Raw genomic sequence first — 14,069 nt, 5'->3', positions numbered from 1 at the left:
GGGCGCACATCATGCTGCTCAACCTGTTCAATGAAATGCGCGCGGCCAAGGTGCCGGTGTCGGTGCGCGAGCTGCTCGACCTGATCAACGCGCTCAAGCACAACGTCGTGTTCGCCGACATGGACGAGTTCTATTTCCTGTCGCGGGCGATCCTGGTCAAGGACGAGCGTCACTTCGACAAGTTCGACCGCGCCTTCGGGGCCTACTTCAAGGGCCTGGAAAACCTCAACGAGCACATCGAGGCGCTGATCCCCGAGGACTGGCTGCGCAAGGAATTCGAGCGCCACCTGACCGACGAGGAGCGCGCGCAGATCCAGTCCCTCGGCGGCCTGGACAAGCTGATCGAGGAGTTCAAGAAGCGCCTCGAGGAGCAGAAGGAACGCCACGAGGGCGGCAACAAGTGGATCGGCACCGGCGGCACCAGCCCGTTCGGCTCCGGCGGTTACAACCCCGAGGGCATCCGCGTCGGCGACGCCGGCAAGCGCCAGGGCAAGGCAGCCAAGGTCTGGGACCAGCGCGAGTACAAGAACCTCGACGACCAGGTCGAGCTGGGCACGCGCAACATCAAGGTAGCCCTGCGCCGCCTGCGCAAGTTCGCCCGCGAAGGCGCCGCCGAGGAATTCGACCTCTCCGGCACCATCGACCACACCGCCAAGGACGCCGGCCTGCTCAACATCCAGATGCGCCCGGAACGGCGCAACACGGTGAAGCTGCTCCTGCTGTTCGACATCGGCGGCTCGATGGACGCCCACGTCAAGGTGTGCGAAGAGCTGTTCTCCGCGTGCAAGACCGAGTTCAAGCACCTGGAGTACTTCTACTTCCACAACTTCGTCTACGAGAGCGTGTGGAAGAACAACCTGCGCCGCACCAGCGAGCGCTTCTCCACCAACGACCTGCTGCACAAGTACGGTCCGGACTGGAAGATCATCTTCGTCGGCGACGCCGCCATGGCGCCCTACGAGATCACCCAGGCCGGCGGCAGCGTCGAACACTGGAACGAGGAAGCCGGCTACATCTGGATGAAACGCTTCATGGAGAAGTACAAGAAGCTCATCTGGATCAACCCCTACCCCAAGGACGCCTGGAACTACACGGCCTCCACCAACATCGTCCGCGAGCTGATCAACGATCAGATGCACCCGCTGACGCTGCGCGGGCTGGAAGAAGGGATGAGGTTCCTCTCCAAGTGACACACGGACGGGCCCATCGGGCCCGTTCTGCTTTGTGGCGAAAGCCGCTAGGCTTGGCCGGTCTCATTCGGAACCGACCGTCATGCAAGACCTTCCCCTACAGGACGCCGCCGCACCGGACGGCGTCTGCTACGGCTGCGGCAGCCGCAACCCGCACGGCCTGCACGTCAAGAGCCGCTGGCACGAAGACGGCATCCACGTCGTCGCCGAACACCTGCCCGATCCCATGCACTGCGGCTGGCCAGAACTGGTCTATGGCGGGCTGATCGCCATGCTGGTGGACTGCCATTCCAACTGGACCGCCATGGCCTATCACTATCGCGCCGAGAGCCGCGAACCCGGCAGCCTGCCGCGCATCGAGTGCGTCACCGGCAGCCTCGGCATCAAGTTCATCAAGCCGACACCGATGGGCGTACCGCTGCAGCTGCGCGCGCGGGTCGAGGGTGACGTCGGACGCAAGACCCAGGTGATCTGCGAGGTCTACGCCGGCGAGGTGCTGACCGCCATCGGCGACTCGGTCTTCGTGCGCGTGGACACCGGCCAACTGGCGACCCAGGCCCACGCCAAGCCGGCCTGATCGGCGCCCAAGAAAAAGGCCCCTCGCGGGGCCTTTTTTCATCAGCGCCAGTGGCGCTTCTCGTAGGCAATGGTCTTGTGCTTGCGGCCGATACCGACGGTCCAGCCGACGCCCAGCGCCAGTAGTTCCGCGAGCCAGGCCAGCACCAGCCCCACACCAAGACCCCAGAAGATCGCCTGGGGCGCCAGCAGCACCTGGTAGGTGTAGGCGTCGTAGGTTTCCTGCAGCAGGGCCTGGTCGGCGTCGGTGCTCAGGTGCCAGATCTGCGCATACCAGGGACCCTGCATGGCCAGCCATTCGGCTTCCAGCAGCGTGTAGCGGCTCACCAGGTGCTCGACGCTGTCGGCGTCGCTGCGCATCACCTCGTCGGTACTGGCGCGATAGTGAGCCACCAGCGCGTTGAGGTCGCCATTGAAGAATTTCGCCGCGGTCTCGCGGAAGCCCAGCAGGCTCTGCTCCGACTCGGCGCGGTGGGCATCCACGCGCTTGGCGTAGTCAGCCACGAAGCCCGGCACCTGTACGCCGACCAGCAGGCCGAAGGCAAACACCAGCAGACGCAAGTAACCCCTGAACATCCTCATCCCCCCATCTGCCCGTGGGCCACGCGCTCGCCGCGCCGCCACAGGCTCCATTCGCCCGGCTGGAACAGGTTCCAGCGTTCGTTATCGGTCAGCGGCTCGGTGGCGATCACCGTGACCACGTCGTTCGGCGTGGTCTCCGACTGGAAGTCCACCGTCAGGTCCGCATCCTTCAACCGCGCCGGGCCGAAGGGCGCACGACGGGTGATCTGCGCCAGCTTGGTCGAGCAGAAGCAGAACAGCCAGTCGCCGTCGCTGAGCAGGCAATTGAACACGCCCTTGCCGCGATAGTCCTGGGCCGCCTGGATCAGCACCGGCAACAACACCTCAACCGGCACCGGCTCCGGGAAAGCACCGCGCACGCGGTTGAGCAGATCGCAGAAGGCCGCCTCGCTGTCGGTATCACCGACCGGACGGTAGAAGTCGAAGGTCGGTGCAAAGCCGGCCAGCTGGCCATTGTGGGCGAAGCACCAGTTGCGCCCCCACAGCTCGCGCACGAACGGGTGGGTGTTTGCCAGGCACACCCGGCCGACGTTGGCCTGGCGAATATGGCCGATCACCGTCTCGCTCTTGATCGGGTAGCGCTGCACCAGCTTGGCCACTTCCGAGCCGACGCTGGCTGCCGGGTCCTGGAACAGGCGCAGGCCGCGACCCTCGTAGAAGGCGATACCCCAGCCGTCACGGTGCGGGCCGGTGCCGCCGCCGCGCTGCATCAGGCCGGTGAAGCTGAAGACGATATCAGTGGGGACGTTGGCGCTCATGCCGAGTAGTTCGCACATGCCTCAGACCTCCGCCAGTGCCGCGCGCAGGCGCTCGGCCTCACGCTGCAGACGCGCTTCGATGCGCGCACGGCCGAAGGGCAGGAAGCGCGTTAGGATGCGCCAGCACAGCGCCGGCAGGTCCCCGCTACGACGCGGAATCAGGTGCAGATGCAGGTGCGGCACATGCTGGTTAGCTGCAGGGCCGTCGTTGAGCAGCAAGTTGATGCCCAGCACCGATGGATCGCTGCGATACAGCGCCTTGGCCATGCGCTCGGCCAGCGCCATCAGGGCATCGCGGGGCGCCGCCGGCAGGTCGGCGAGAAACGGCGCGTGGCCACGGGCGACCACCAGCAGGTGACTCGGCCGCAGCGGGAAGATATCCAGCAGCACCAGGAAATGCTCGTCTTCATGAATGATGTGCGACGGCAGCTGGCCGTCGGCAATGGCGCAGAACACGCAGTTCATCGGCACTCCTTGTCCCATTGCGGCCATGCTAACGCAGGACGCCGAGCGTGCAAGCTACAGACGCGGCTCGATGCGCAGACGGCGATCGCCGCGATCGTCCAGGCGGGTGTCGGCGTCGAAGCGCTCTTCGCGGTCCATCAGCTCGCGCAGGGTCGGTTCGTCTTCCTCGGCGACTGCTGTGGCCGGAGCCTGACGCCCGGCCCACCAGCGCTCGACCGGCCAGCGCAGGGCGGCGAAGGCCAGCCATACGCCGAGGGCGATCAGGCCGTAGATGGCCAGGTCGGCCACCGCGCGCCAGGCGTTGTTGCCGACCTTGAACAGCAGGTCCAGGGCGGTGATGGCAATGGCCGGGGCAAACAGTTCCTTGGCCGGATCGACGATGGTCGGGCTGAGCAGAAGCACCGCGACGATGACCCGCAGCGGCTCGCGCAGGAAGCGCCACATCCAGCCGGTCATGCGGAACCACACCAGCAGGCAGCCCAGGGCGGAGACCCCATACAGGGCCCAGGCGAGCAGATAGTCTTGTTCGGTCATGGTGTGTCGTGGCTTGGCCGGCAAAGGGGCGCTTATGATAGCGGCTTTTGCGGCCCCCGACCTCCCTGCGGTCGCCCGAACGAGAACGACCATGACCGACGCCCCTATCGCCCGCCGCGACGCCGGCTCCGACCCTTACCACTGGCTGGAACAGCGCGACACCGACGCAGTGCTCGACCACCTCAAGGCCGAGAACGCCTACCTGGAGGCACAGCTGGCCGACCGGGGCGAACTGCGCGAGGCGCTGTTCCAGGAGATCAAGGGGCGCATCCGCGAGACCGACCTGTCGCTGCCGGTGCCCTGGGGCCCATGGCTGTACTACCAGCGCACCACGGCCGGTGACGAATACCCGCGCCACTACCGCTGCCCGCGCCCGGCCGATGGCTCGCTGAGCGTGGACGAGAGCGCCGAACAACTGCTGCTCGACCCCAACGCCCTGGCCGGCGACGGCTACCTGTCGCTCGGCGCCTTCACCATCAGCCAGGACCACCGTCTGCTCGGTTACAGCCTGGATACCGCCGGCGACGAGATCTACCGCCTGTTCGTCAAGGACCTGGACAGCGGCAGCGTGAGCGAGCTGCCGTTCGACGACTGCGACGGCCAGATGACCTGGGCCAACGAGAACCGGACCCTGTTCTTCGTCACCCTCGACGACACCCACCGCCCCTGGCGCCTGTATCGCCACGCGCTCGGCGACGAAAGCGCCGACCTGGTGTTCGAGGAGGCCGACGGGCGCTTCTTCCTCAGCTGCTATCGCTCAAGCTCCGAGCGCCAGCTGATCCTCAGCCTCGGCAGCAAGACCACCAGCGAGGCCTGGGTGCTCGACGCCGACAAGCCACGCGGCGAGTTCGCCTGCGTGGCGCCGCGCCAGGAAGACCATGAGTACGACGTCGACCATGGCCTGCTGGACGGCCAATGGACCTGGTTCGTGCGCAGCAACCAGACCGGCATCAACTTCGCCCTGTATGTCGCAGACGAGGTGCAACCGGGCCGCCAGCACTGGCGCCAGCTGATCGCCCATGACGAGAAGCGCATGCTCGAAGGCGTCACCCTCAACCGTGACGCCTTCACCCTCAGCCTGCGCGAGGGCGGCCTGCCGATCATCGAGGTGCATCCGCAGGCCGCCGCGCCCTACCCCGTACAGCTGCCGGACGCCGCCTACAGCCTCTACGTGCAGGACAGCCTGGAGTTCCACAGCCCGGCGATCCGCCTGCGCTACGAAGCGCTCAACCGCCCGGCCCAGGTGCGCCAGCTGGAGCTGGCCAGCGGCGAGCAACAGGTGCTCAAGCAGACTCCCGTGGAAGGTCCGTTCGACGCCGATGCCTACGAGAGTCGGCGTGTCTGGGCGACGGCCGCCGATGGCACCCAGGTGCCGATCAGCCTGGTCGCGCGCAAGGACGTGCTCGCCGCAGGCACCCCTGCCCCACTCTATCTCTATGGCTACGGCGCCTACGGCGAGAGCCTCGACCCCTGGTTCAGTCACGCGCGCCTGTCGCTACTGGAGCGTGGCTTCGTCTTCGCCATCGCCCATGTGCGCGGCGGCGGTGAGCTGGGCGAAGCCTGGTACCGCGCCGGCAAGCTGGAGCACAAACAGAACACCTTCGGCGACTTCATCGCCTGCGCCGAGCGGCTGATCGCCGACGGCCTGACCACGTCCGCGCAGCTGGCCATCAGCGGCGGCAGCGCCGGCGGCCTGCTGATCGGCGCCGTGCTCAACCAGCGCCCGGAGCTGTTCGCCGCGGCCATCGCCGAGGTGCCCTTCGTCGACGTGCTCAACACCATGCAGAACCCCGACCTGCCGCTGACGGTGACCGAGTACGACGAATGGGGCGACCCGAACCAGCCCGAAGTCTTCGAGCGCATCAAGGGCTACGCGCCCTACGAGAACATCAGCGCCCAGGCCTATCCGGCGATCCTCGCCGTCGCCGGCTACAACGACAGCCGCGTGCAGTACTGGGAAGCCGCCAAGTGGGTGGCCAAGCTGCGCGCCACCCGCAGCGACAACAACCTGCTGCTGCTCAAGACCGACCTCGGCGCCGGCCACGGCGGCATGAGCGGCCGCTACCAGGCGCTGAAGGACGTGGCGCTGGAGTACGCCTTCCTGTTCAAGGTGCTGGGAGTAGCCTGATGCAGAACCTGCTCTACCGCTGGCTGTTGTTGGTCGGCTTGGGCCATGTGGTGCTCGGCGTGGTCCTGGCCTTCGCCGCCCACCTGCCGATCACCGACGCGTACTTCGACTACCTGTACGCCAGCGTCTCCAGCCTGCCACCGAGCGCCGAACTCCAGGGGCTGCTGCGCACCATGGTCGGCCTGTTCGGCCCGACCGTGGCCAGTTGGGGTCTGTTGTTCTGCGCCTTGGTAATGCTCTACCGGCAGCATGGCCATCGCCTGATCAAGCAGGCGCTGTTCGCTGCGCTGCTGGTCTGGTGCGTGCTGGACAGCGCCATTTCCAGCCATTTCGGCCTGATGCTGCACTTCTACCTCAATACCCTGGCAGCGCTGTCCATCGCCCTGCCGCTGCTGGCCCTGCGCCCGCTCAAGGCTTATCGATAGACTCGGCGGGATGTTTCTCCTGGCTACGGCGCTGAGTTTCCAGGGACGGCAGCGGCTGATCCCTGGGCACCGGCCGTGGGCTCGACAGCGGCATGCGCTGCTGCGGCTGCGCGGGGTTGACCAGCAGTGGCGGACTGTTGCGCGGCACAGGGGTGATGCTGCGCACCTGAGGTTGGCCGTAGGGTTGTGGCGTAGAAGTACCAGGCAGGCCCGAGGGCTGAGCCTGGGCAAGTGCGCTCAGGGCCAGGATCAACAACAGCGATAGACGACGCATAGGGCACTCCAGCGACGGCGGCTTTCGTCTTATTCTGGCAGTGTCGCCATTCGGCATCGCTCCAGCCGACCACAGGTATCTTCATGAACAAGCTCGACCAGATCCTCGCCGAAGCCCAGCGTCGGCGTGAAACCAGCTACCGCGAAAAAGCGCTGAGGATGTATCCGCACATCTGCGGGCGCTGCGGCCGTGAGTTCAGCGGCAAGCGCCTGAGCGAGCTGACCGTGCACCACCGCGACCACAACCATGACAACAACCCGGAAGACGGCTCCAACTGGGAGCTGCTGTGCCTGTACTGCCACGACAACGAGCACCAGCGCCAGGTCGACCTGCACTACCAGAAGGAAGAGGCCGCCGTCGCCGGCTCCGGCAGCAAGGTCACACACAAGGCGCTGGCCGGGCTGGAGGCTCTGCTCAAGGGCAAGTCCGAGGACTGAAAACACAAACGCCCGCTAAAGAGCGGGCGCCTGGTACAGCTTCCGGGATCAGAGGCTGTGATTCTTCTTGAACTGCGCGATGGTCGACTCGGGACGACCTTCTTCCTTCTGCAGGCCGTAGGTCACGGTCATGCCGTCCGGACCGCCACCGATGTCGGTGTAGCGGAAGATCGGCTCGCCCAGCTTGAGCATGTCCTGCATGTCGCCATAGCGCTTGAACACATAGACGCTACCGTCCTGACGCACTTCGCCATAGAACGGATGGCCCGGTACCTGGGCGACCTTGAAGAAGCGGTAGGCGGAAATCTTGTCCAGCGACTTGCCCTGGTCCTCGGCGCGCAGGGCGAGAATGACTTCCTGGCCGCCGGCCGGGTCTTTCTCTTCCAGAGTGCGCATGCTCGGCGCCTTGCCGGTGGCGACGTAGTCCTTGAACACCTGCAGGTCGTCGAACAGGATGACCTGGGTCTCGCTACGGACCTGGTACCAGTCCTCGTTGTTCAGCGGCTCCGGCTTGGAGGCCGACTGGGGAGCGGCGCAGGCCGCGAGAGTTGCGGCCATCAAGGCAGCGGACAAGGGTTTGAGTAGGGACATGGCGACTCCGTGTTGGCTGTTGTAATGGCCGAGCACGTTGCCGCAGTCCCATGACGCCGCGATGAATGCTGCGTGTCAGTTGCGTGACACTCGAATTAGCGCAGCAGTTTGCTGTCCAGCACTTCCGAATCGCGCCCCATGACGTTCTCGCTGATCTCGATGAAGTCCTTGGTGCTGGCCTTGTCCAGGCGCATCAGGCCGCGGGTGACGTCGTCCAGCGAGCGCTGGTTGTCGGTGTTCTTGCGGATCTCGCGATCCAGCTCCTGCAGCAGCAACACGGCGCGAGCGGTGACCGGGCCGGTGGAGTTCTCGGTGCGCAGGCTGCCGACCTTCTTGCTCCAGTTCATCAGCTTCTTGCGCACGGCCTGATAGCGGTCCTCGCTCATGCCACCGGCACGACGCATCAGCTCGATGGCGTAGTACTCGGCCAGGCCCTCGCTGATCCAGTCGCTCTTGTCGGTGTCGCGGATGCGGCTGAACACGTGGACCAGTTCGTGCACCAGCGAACTGGTGCCGTTCTCGCTGACCAGGGGACGGTCGGAGTGGAAAAAGATCGAGTTGGGCGCCGACAGGCCGCCGCGCCACATGGGATCGCCGGCGCCGACGATGAGCAGCTTGGCCGGGTCGCGCGGGAACACCGCCTGGGCCTCGGGCCAGATGAAGGTCAGCAGGGTGAGGATGTCCATGCGGCGCATGCCCTCACCCACCGGCGCCGACACGGTGACGTCGGTGTCGCCGAGCTGGGCGCGGCGGCTGCCGAGCTTGCCGGCTAGCATCCAGCCGGTGGGGCGGTCGAACTGGCGCGACGGGTTGTCGATGCGGAACTTGTTCTTGTCCACGCGCGGCCAGCCGGTCTCGACGCTCTTCCAGCCCTGCGGCAGCTCGAACTGCAGGCGAGCGACCAGCTCGACCTTGTCGTCCTTGTCCAGGCGCGCGCTGGGCACCAGGTCGTCGCCGCGCAGCAGGGCCCAGTCCTCGGTCATGCGTGCGTCGAACTTGCCGTTGTCGCGCGGGTGGTTGATGCGCACCTTGTAGCTCAGGGTGCTCTTGCCCTTGGCCGGCTTCCAGGTGCCGCGCTGCTCGCCGCCCGCTTCCCAGCTGCCATTGGTCTTGAAGTCGCTGTAGTAGCCTTTGTCGCCGAGGTTGAAGTCGAAGCTGCGGACCACCTCGCCCTTCTCCAGGGTCAGGCTGACTTCGGCCTGGTCGTCGCCGGGCACGAAGCGCACGAGGTAATCCAGGTCGACACGCTTGGCCGCCCACAGCGGCGAGCTAAGGCCAAGCAGAAGGGTTGCGGTCAGCAGCTTGCGGGCAGGCATCGAAAAGCTCCATGCAGATGGCTATGAATCGGGTTGGACACACGCCGAGGAGCAAACGCTCAACCGGCGCGGAAGATCAGATGATCCTCCCAGTCTTCCTCGGCCACGCTGCCTTCGGCGAGCATGCGCCCGGACTGGGAAATGCGTTCGTGATGCACGGCATCCGGGTCACCGCAGACCAGATGATGCCAGAGCGGCAGGTCCTTGCCCTCGCTGACCAGGCGGTAGCCACAGGTCGGGGGCAGCCACTTGAATTCGTCGGCCTGCGCCGGTGTGAGCTGGACGCAGTCCGGCACCTGGGCGCGGCGATTGGCGTAGTCGCTGCAGCGGCAGGTCTTCAGGTCCAGCAATTTGCAGGCGATGCGCGTGTAGTAGACGCTGCCGTCGTCCTCGTCTTCCAGCTTCTGCAGGCAGCACAGGCCGCAGCCGTCGCACAGCGACTCCCACTCGTCCTGGTCGAGTTGGGCGAGTGTCTTGCGTTTCCAGAAGGGTTGAACGAGCGCGGCCATGATGGAGAGTACAGCGGGTAAAGGCGCGGCAGTCTAGCCGCAGACGCCTCCGCGGCCAAGGGCTGCCCGTCAGTAGCCGCGAGCGAAGTCCACCTCGCCCCGCAACGGTTGACCATCGCGATAGCGCTGCAGGTTATCGAGGAACAACTCGGCCATCAGCGCCGGATCGGTAGGCGCCGAGCTGTGCCCGGTGAGCAACAGGCGCGGCGCATCCCAGAATGGATGGCCCGCTGGCAGCGGCTCCTCGCGGCACACATCGATCACCGCGCCGGCCAGGTGCCCGGCGCGCAACGCGTCGACCAGATCGGCCTCGACCACCGCCACCCCGCGACCGCAGTTGATGAACAGAGCGTCGGGGCGCATGCGCGCGAACAGCGCGGCATCGTAGAGGTCATGGGTCGCCGGCGTGTTGGGCAGCACGTTGACCAGGCAATCGGCCCAGGCCGCCTGCTCGGCCAATGCTTCCAGGCCATGTACCTCGGCGAAGTGGGCGATCGGCCGGGGCTGGCGGGCGATGCCACGCAGCTCCACGCCGAACGGCGCCAGCAGACGCGCGATGTCACTGCCGATATCGCCGGCGCCAACAACCAATACCTTGCAGCCGCGCAGGCTCGGCGGCGGCTGGTTGTCCCAGCGCTGCTCGACCTGGCTGGCCAGGCGCGCCAGCACCCGGCGGCGCTGACCCAGCAGGTAGGTCAGCACGTACTCGGCCATCGGCTGGCCGAAGATGCCGACCGCCCGGCTCAGGCGGTAATCGCGTGGCAGGTCGTTCGCCAGCAGCGGCGTGATGCCGGCCCAGGTGGACTGCAGCCAGTCGGGACGCAGCCCCTGACGCAACAACGGCGCCGCCAGGTCGGGCTCGCCCAGCCACACCGGGCAGCTCGCGGCCTGCGCCGGGTCCGTGCAGAGCTCGAGGTCAGCCGCCTGCAGCAGCGCGGCGTAGCGATCCTGGTCGTGTTCCAGCAGGAAGATGCGCATCACACCGGGTCGTTGCGGCGCAGCAGTTCTTCCGGCAGGTGCTCGATGTAGTCGTCCTCGGGTGGCGGCATCTGCAGGTGGTAGCCCTGCTTGTCGAGGTTCTCCAGCACCTGGGCGATGTCCTCGCGGGCCAGCTTCTTCTCCGGGGTGAGGATCATCTCGAAGCACAGCTGCGGCGCGCCGAATGCGGCCAGCAGGCCCTCAGGCACGCGCTTGAGGGCATCGGCCTTGAGCACGTAGAGGTACATCTCGTTCTTGCGCGGGCTCTTGTAGATGGAGCAGATCTTCTTCATTGCAATTCGTCCAGCAGGGCTTGGCCCATGAGTTCTCGGCGCCATCCGCGCAGGTTGTCCGGCAGCGTCCATGGACCATCGGGGAAGCCGCTCTTGAGCAGGGCTTCGAGGGATTTCTTGCGCAGCATCAGCTCGGGCGCCATCTGCAGGCGCTCGGCCTCGCGCTGGCCCACCGCACGCAGCTGTTTGATCAGCGCACCGGCCTCGATCGGCAGCGGCGCCGGCAGCGGCTCGGGCCACTGTTCCGGCGGCAAGGCGGCAGCCTCGCGGATCATGCGCAGGATGGTCTCGCCATCCTGGCGCACGGTGCGCGGGTGCATGTCTTCGATGCGCGCCAGGGCCACGGTGTTATCCGGCTGGAAACGCGCCAGCGGCCACAGCGAATGCTCGCGCAGGATGCGGTTGCGCGGCTGGTTGCGCGCCCGCGCCTGGCGTTCGCGCCAGGCACAGAGCACGCGCAGCACGGAGAGTTGCTGGCGCGACAGTTTCCAGCCGAGCTTGGAGTCCTGGTAGGCCTCGTCCGGGTCGATTTCGCGGCGCAGGTTGCTGACCAGTTCGGCGCCGTCCTCGAGAATCCAGGCCAGCTTGTCCGCCGACAGCTTCGGCAGCAGCGCCTGATACAGCTCGGCCAGATGCACGGCATCCTCGGCGGCGTAGCTGACCTGGGTCTCCGACAGCGGCCGCTGCAGCCAGTCGGAACGGGTCTCGCCCTTGGGCAGCTCGATGCCGAGCACTTCCTGCACCAGGCGCGAATAGCCCATGGAGAAGCCGATATTGAGGTAGCCGCCGGCCAGCTGGGTATCGAACAGCGGCGCAGGCAGCGCGCCGGTCAGGCGCAGGAAGACTTCCAGGTCCTCGCTGCAGGAGTGCAGCACCTTGGTCACGGCGCGGTCTTCCAGCAGCTCGGCGAACGGCGCCCAGTCCTTCACTTCCAGGGGGTCGATCAGGTAGGCCCGCTGGCCATCACCCACCTGCAGCAGGCCGGCGATGGGATAGAAGGTGTCGACCCGCATGAATTCGGTATCGAGGGCGACGTAGGGCAACTGCCGCCACTCGGCGCAATGACGCGCCAGACTGGCGTCGTCGAGGATCCATTGAATATCGATGGCCACGCGGCACTCCTTTGATAGTGCCGCGCAGTATATATGCCCGGCACGCTGGCCGGGCACTCGAGCGACCGGAGCAGGCCCGGTCGCTCGCAGCCAATCAGAACTCCTGCTGGGTCGGACGCAGCACCACTTCGCTGATGTCCACGTCTGCCGGCTGCTCGATGGCATAGGCGATGGCGCGGGCCACCGACTCGGCCGGGATGGCCTGCTTGTAGAACTCGTTGACGTTGCGCGACGAGGCCTCGTCGGAGCTGCCGTGCTTGAGTTCGGAATCCACCGCGCCGGGGGAGATGACGGTAACGCGGATGCTGCCACCAACCTCATGGCGCAGGCCTTCGCTGATCGCACGCACGGCGAACTTGGTACCGCTGTAGACGGTGCCACCCGGCGAGAACACCTTGATCCCGGCTACCGAGGCGATGTTGATGATCTGCCCGCTGGCCTGCTTCTGCATCTGCGGCAGCACGGCGGCGATGCCGTAGAGCACGCCCTTGATGTTGATGTCGATCATCCGATCCCACTCGTCGGTGCGGCCCTGCTCCATCGGCGCGATGGCCATCAGGCCCGAGTTGTTGACCATCACGTCGATGCGGCCGTATTGGGCGATGGCCGCATCGGCCAGGGCCTGGACCTGTTGCTGCACGGTCACGTCGGTGGTCACGGCGATGGCGTCGCCACCGGCTGCGCGGAGTTCCGCGACGATGCTTTCCAGGCGTTCGGTACGGCGCGCCGCCAGCACCACCTTGGCGCCGCGAGCGGCCAGGTGGCGTGCGGTGCTTTCGCCCAGGCCACTGCTGGCGCCAGTGATCACTACCACTTTGTCGCTGATGTTGTTGCTCATGTTCGGCACTCCCGATTCAGGTTCGAATTTGGCAGAAGGCTTCTGCGTGGCGGCGAGTATGGAAAAGCGCTTTAGTGAAGAGAATGGAATAGATAGGATTTAGAAATTCCAAAAACAGGAACAAAGGAGCCACCATGCTCAACCGCATGGAGCTATTGCGCATCTTCTGCTGCGCCGCCGAATCCGCCAGCTTCCGCGAGGCGGCCAGCCGCCTGGGCATCTCGCCGCAGGCCGTGACCCGCGCGGTGCAGGATTTGGAAAGCCAGTTCGGCGAGCAGCTGTTCCACCGCAGCACCCGCCAGGTGCGCATCACCGGCTTCGGCGAACGCCTGGCCAGCGAGGCACGCCCGGCGCTCGGCGGCGTCGACCAGCTGTTCCAGCGCCACAGCCGCGAACAGCGCCAGGACCTGGCCGGCACGGTACGCATCACCGCGCCGCATTCGATCGGCCGCGACATCCTGCTGCCGCTGCTGGCGCCGCTACTGCACGAGCATCCGCAGATCGAACTGGACCTGCGCCTGAGCGAGCTGATCGCCGATACGGTGGACGAGCGCATCGACATCGGCGTGCGCATCGGCTTCGTCCGCGACCGCAGCTACATCGCCCGGGTCATCGCGCCGATCCACCTGCAGGTGGTGGCAGCACCTGCCCTGCTGCAACGCTGCGGCGTGCCGAACGATGTGCAGGCGCTACAGGAGCTGCCGCTGTCCGCGCTGGTCGACCAGAACACCGGACGCATCTGGCCCTGGTATTTCGCCGGCCAGCAGCAATTCGTGCCCAGTCGCCCGGCCTTCACCACCGACGATCAACAGAGCGAGTGCGCCGCCGCCCTCGCCGGCCTGTGCATCGCCCAGCTGCCGGGCTACCTGATCGACCAGCATCTGGCCAGCGGCCGCCTGCAGGCACTGATGCCCGACATCGCGCCGGAGCCTTTCGAGCTGTTCATCTACCGCCCCCAACGCGGTCCGGTGGCGGCACGGGTGCGCCTGGTTTATGACCACCTATTCCAGCACTTGGGTGCTGCGCTATCGCCCCGCTGAACCGCTACACTGCGCCCACTTCT

Annotated in this window: 18 protein-coding genes; 6 read left to right on the top strand and 12 right to left on the bottom strand. The window is 66.3% G+C overall.

What is annotated here, in order from left to right; all coding sequences use genetic code 11:
• The first annotated feature begins 11 nt into the window (after positions 1 to 11).
• Positions 12 to 1,190, top strand: a complete 1,179-nt coding sequence (locus tag PTT45_RS15625; protein WP_273814463.1) for a vWA domain-containing protein — start codon at positions 12 to 14, stop codon at positions 1,188 to 1,190.
• A gap of 82 nt (positions 1,191 to 1,272) precedes the next feature.
• Entirely contained in the window at positions 1,273 to 1,767 is a 495-nt protein-coding gene (locus PTT45_RS15620; protein ID WP_273814461.1) for a PaaI family thioesterase, read from the top strand.
• 41 nt (positions 1,768 to 1,808) lie between these two features.
• On the opposite strand, the gene PTT45_RS15615 is transcribed toward PTT45_RS15620, so the two are convergent.
• From PTT45_RS15615 to PTT45_RS15600, 4 genes are read right to left on the bottom strand one after another with little or no spacing between them, the layout of a single operon-like run.
• Positions 1,809 to 2,342, bottom strand: coding sequence for a DUF2937 family protein (locus PTT45_RS15615; RefSeq protein WP_273814460.1), 534 nt, complete (start codon positions 2,340 to 2,342; stop codon positions 1,809 to 1,811).
• A 2-nt stretch (positions 2,343 to 2,344) separates the two neighbouring features.
• Positions 2,345 to 3,124, bottom strand: a complete 780-nt coding sequence (locus tag PTT45_RS15610) for a class II glutamine amidotransferase (protein ID WP_273814459.1) — start codon at positions 3,122 to 3,124, stop codon at positions 2,345 to 2,347.
• Between the two features lie 3 nt (positions 3,125 to 3,127).
• Positions 3,128 to 3,571 (bottom strand): HIT family protein, encoded by a 444-nt coding sequence (locus tag PTT45_RS15605; RefSeq protein ID WP_273814458.1) that lies wholly within the window; start codon positions 3,569 to 3,571, stop codon positions 3,128 to 3,130.
• A gap of 54 nt (positions 3,572 to 3,625) precedes the next feature.
• Complete coding sequence (locus PTT45_RS15600; RefSeq protein ID WP_273814457.1) at positions 3,626 to 4,105, bottom strand: MFS transporter; 480 nt, start codon at positions 4,103 to 4,105, stop codon at positions 3,626 to 3,628.
• Between the two features lie 91 nt (positions 4,106 to 4,196).
• Between PTT45_RS15600 and PTT45_RS15595 the strand changes: the two genes are divergently transcribed.
• Together PTT45_RS15595 and PTT45_RS15590 are read left to right on the top strand one after the other, a co-directional pair.
• The gene (locus tag PTT45_RS15595; protein WP_273814456.1) at positions 4,197 to 6,233 is read left to right on the top strand and encodes a S9 family peptidase; all 2,037 of its coding nucleotides are present in this window, start codon (positions 4,197 to 4,199) and stop codon (positions 6,231 to 6,233) included.
• The gene (locus PTT45_RS15590) at positions 6,233 to 6,658 is read left to right on the top strand and encodes a hypothetical protein (protein WP_273814455.1); all 426 of its coding nucleotides are present in this window, start codon (positions 6,233 to 6,235) and stop codon (positions 6,656 to 6,658) included. The genes PTT45_RS15595 and PTT45_RS15590 overlap by 1 nt, the downstream gene beginning before the upstream one ends.
• Here the strand turns inward: PTT45_RS15590 and PTT45_RS15585 are convergent.
• Entirely contained in the window at positions 6,642 to 6,932 is a 291-nt protein-coding gene (locus PTT45_RS15585; RefSeq protein WP_273814454.1) for a hypothetical protein, read from the bottom strand. The two genes, PTT45_RS15590 and PTT45_RS15585, sit on opposite strands and share 17 nt — an antisense overlap.
• A gap of 83 nt (positions 6,933 to 7,015) precedes the next feature.
• On the opposite strand from PTT45_RS15585, the gene PTT45_RS15580 reads away from it, so the two are divergent.
• Positions 7,016 to 7,369: a YajD family HNH nuclease gene (locus tag PTT45_RS15580; protein WP_273814453.1), complete on the top strand. Its 354-nt coding sequence runs from the start codon at positions 7,016 to 7,018 to the stop codon at positions 7,367 to 7,369.
• A 48-nt stretch (positions 7,370 to 7,417) separates the two neighbouring features.
• On the opposite strand, the gene PTT45_RS15575 is transcribed toward PTT45_RS15580, so the two are convergent.
• From PTT45_RS15575 to PTT45_RS15545, 7 genes are all read right to left on the bottom strand, one after another.
• Positions 7,418 to 7,960 (bottom strand): hypothetical protein, encoded by a 543-nt coding sequence (locus PTT45_RS15575; RefSeq protein ID WP_273814452.1) that lies wholly within the window; start codon positions 7,958 to 7,960, stop codon positions 7,418 to 7,420.
• Positions 7,961 to 8,055: 95 nt separating this feature from the next.
• Entirely contained in the window at positions 8,056 to 9,276 is a 1,221-nt protein-coding gene (locus tag PTT45_RS15570) for a hypothetical protein (RefSeq protein WP_273814451.1), read from the bottom strand.
• A 59-nt stretch (positions 9,277 to 9,335) separates the two neighbouring features.
• Positions 9,336 to 9,785, bottom strand: a complete 450-nt coding sequence (locus PTT45_RS15565; protein ID WP_273814450.1) for a YcgN family cysteine cluster protein — start codon at positions 9,783 to 9,785, stop codon at positions 9,336 to 9,338.
• Positions 9,786 to 9,854: 69 nt separating this feature from the next.
• Complete coding sequence (locus PTT45_RS15560) at positions 9,855 to 10,763, bottom strand: D-2-hydroxyacid dehydrogenase (protein ID WP_273814449.1); 909 nt, start codon at positions 10,761 to 10,763, stop codon at positions 9,855 to 9,857.
• Positions 10,763 to 11,056: a YcgL domain-containing protein gene (locus PTT45_RS15555; RefSeq protein ID WP_273814448.1), complete on the bottom strand. Its 294-nt coding sequence runs from the start codon at positions 11,054 to 11,056 to the stop codon at positions 10,763 to 10,765. The genes PTT45_RS15560 and PTT45_RS15555 overlap by 1 nt, the downstream gene beginning before the upstream one ends.
• A complete protein-coding gene (gene rnd / locus PTT45_RS15550) occupies positions 11,053 to 12,168 on the bottom strand; it encodes a ribonuclease D (RefSeq protein ID WP_273814447.1) in 1,116 nt (371 codons plus the stop codon). Before rnd ends, PTT45_RS15555 begins: the two co-directional genes overlap by 4 nt.
• Before the next feature lie 94 nt (positions 12,169 to 12,262).
• Positions 12,263 to 13,006 carry an SDR family oxidoreductase gene (locus PTT45_RS15545; RefSeq protein WP_273814446.1) on the bottom strand — a complete coding sequence of 248 codons (744 nt, stop codon included), beginning with the start codon at positions 13,004 to 13,006 and terminating at the stop codon, positions 12,263 to 12,265.
• A 134-nt stretch (positions 13,007 to 13,140) separates the two neighbouring features.
• On the opposite strand from PTT45_RS15545, the gene PTT45_RS15540 reads away from it, so the two are divergent.
• On the top strand, positions 13,141 to 14,046 hold the full coding sequence (locus tag PTT45_RS15540; RefSeq protein ID WP_273814445.1) for a LysR family transcriptional regulator: 906 nt from the start codon (positions 13,141 to 13,143) through the stop codon (positions 14,044 to 14,046).
• Positions 14,047 to 14,069: the final 23 nt, after the last annotated feature.

This window comes from Pseudomonas sp. Gutcm_11s (genome assembly GCF_028649395.1).
GTDB lineage: Bacteria > Pseudomonadota > Gammaproteobacteria > Pseudomonadales > Pseudomonadaceae > Aquipseudomonas.
This window is presented reverse-complemented; position numbering and strand designations above follow the sequence as displayed.

What these genes read in the sequence shown, in the direction of transcription:
- PTT45_RS15595 (WP_273814456.1), top strand. Translation starts at nt 4,197, where the DNA reads ATGACCGACGCCCCTATCGCCCGCCGCGACGCCGGCTCCGACCCTTAC.
- PTT45_RS15620 (WP_273814461.1), top strand. Translation starts at nt 1,273, where the DNA reads ATGCAAGACCTTCCCCTACAGGACGCCGCCGCACCGGACGGCGTCTGC.
- PTT45_RS15625 (WP_273814463.1), top strand. Translation starts at nt 12, where the DNA reads ATGCTGCTCAACCTGTTCAATGAAATGCGCGCGGCCAAGGTGCCGGTG.
- PTT45_RS15585 (WP_273814454.1), bottom strand. Translation starts at nt 6,932, where the DNA reads ATGCGTCGTCTATCGCTGTTGTTGATCCTGGCCCTGAGCGCACTTGCC.
- PTT45_RS15565 (WP_273814450.1), bottom strand. Translation starts at nt 9,785, where the DNA reads ATGGCCGCGCTCGTTCAACCCTTCTGGAAACGCAAGACACTCGCCCAA.
- PTT45_RS15590 (WP_273814455.1), top strand. Translation starts at nt 6,233, where the DNA reads ATGCAGAACCTGCTCTACCGCTGGCTGTTGTTGGTCGGCTTGGGCCAT.
- PTT45_RS15555 (WP_273814448.1), bottom strand. Translation starts at nt 11,056, where the DNA reads ATGAAGAAGATCTGCTCCATCTACAAGAGCCCGCGCAAGAACGAGATG.
- PTT45_RS15575 (WP_273814452.1), bottom strand. Translation starts at nt 7,960, where the DNA reads ATGTCCCTACTCAAACCCTTGTCCGCTGCCTTGATGGCCGCAACTCTC.
- PTT45_RS15580 (WP_273814453.1), top strand. Translation starts at nt 7,016, where the DNA reads ATGAACAAGCTCGACCAGATCCTCGCCGAAGCCCAGCGTCGGCGTGAA.
- PTT45_RS15600 (WP_273814457.1), bottom strand. Translation starts at nt 4,105, where the DNA reads ATGACCGAACAAGACTATCTGCTCGCCTGGGCCCTGTATGGGGTCTCC.
- PTT45_RS15570 (WP_273814451.1), bottom strand. Translation starts at nt 9,276, where the DNA reads ATGCCTGCCCGCAAGCTGCTGACCGCAACCCTTCTGCTTGGCCTTAGC.
- PTT45_RS15605 (WP_273814458.1), bottom strand. Translation starts at nt 3,571, where the DNA reads ATGAACTGCGTGTTCTGCGCCATTGCCGACGGCCAGCTGCCGTCGCAC.
- PTT45_RS15610 (WP_273814459.1), bottom strand. Translation starts at nt 3,124, where the DNA reads ATGTGCGAACTACTCGGCATGAGCGCCAACGTCCCCACTGATATCGTC.
- PTT45_RS15540 (WP_273814445.1), top strand. Translation starts at nt 13,141, where the DNA reads ATGCTCAACCGCATGGAGCTATTGCGCATCTTCTGCTGCGCCGCCGAA.
- PTT45_RS15615 (WP_273814460.1), bottom strand. Translation starts at nt 2,342, where the DNA reads ATGTTCAGGGGTTACTTGCGTCTGCTGGTGTTTGCCTTCGGCCTGCTG.
- PTT45_RS15560 (WP_273814449.1), bottom strand. Translation starts at nt 10,763, where the DNA reads ATGCGCATCTTCCTGCTGGAACACGACCAGGATCGCTACGCCGCGCTG.
- PTT45_RS15545 (WP_273814446.1), bottom strand. Translation starts at nt 13,006, where the DNA reads ATGAGCAACAACATCAGCGACAAAGTGGTAGTGATCACTGGCGCCAGC.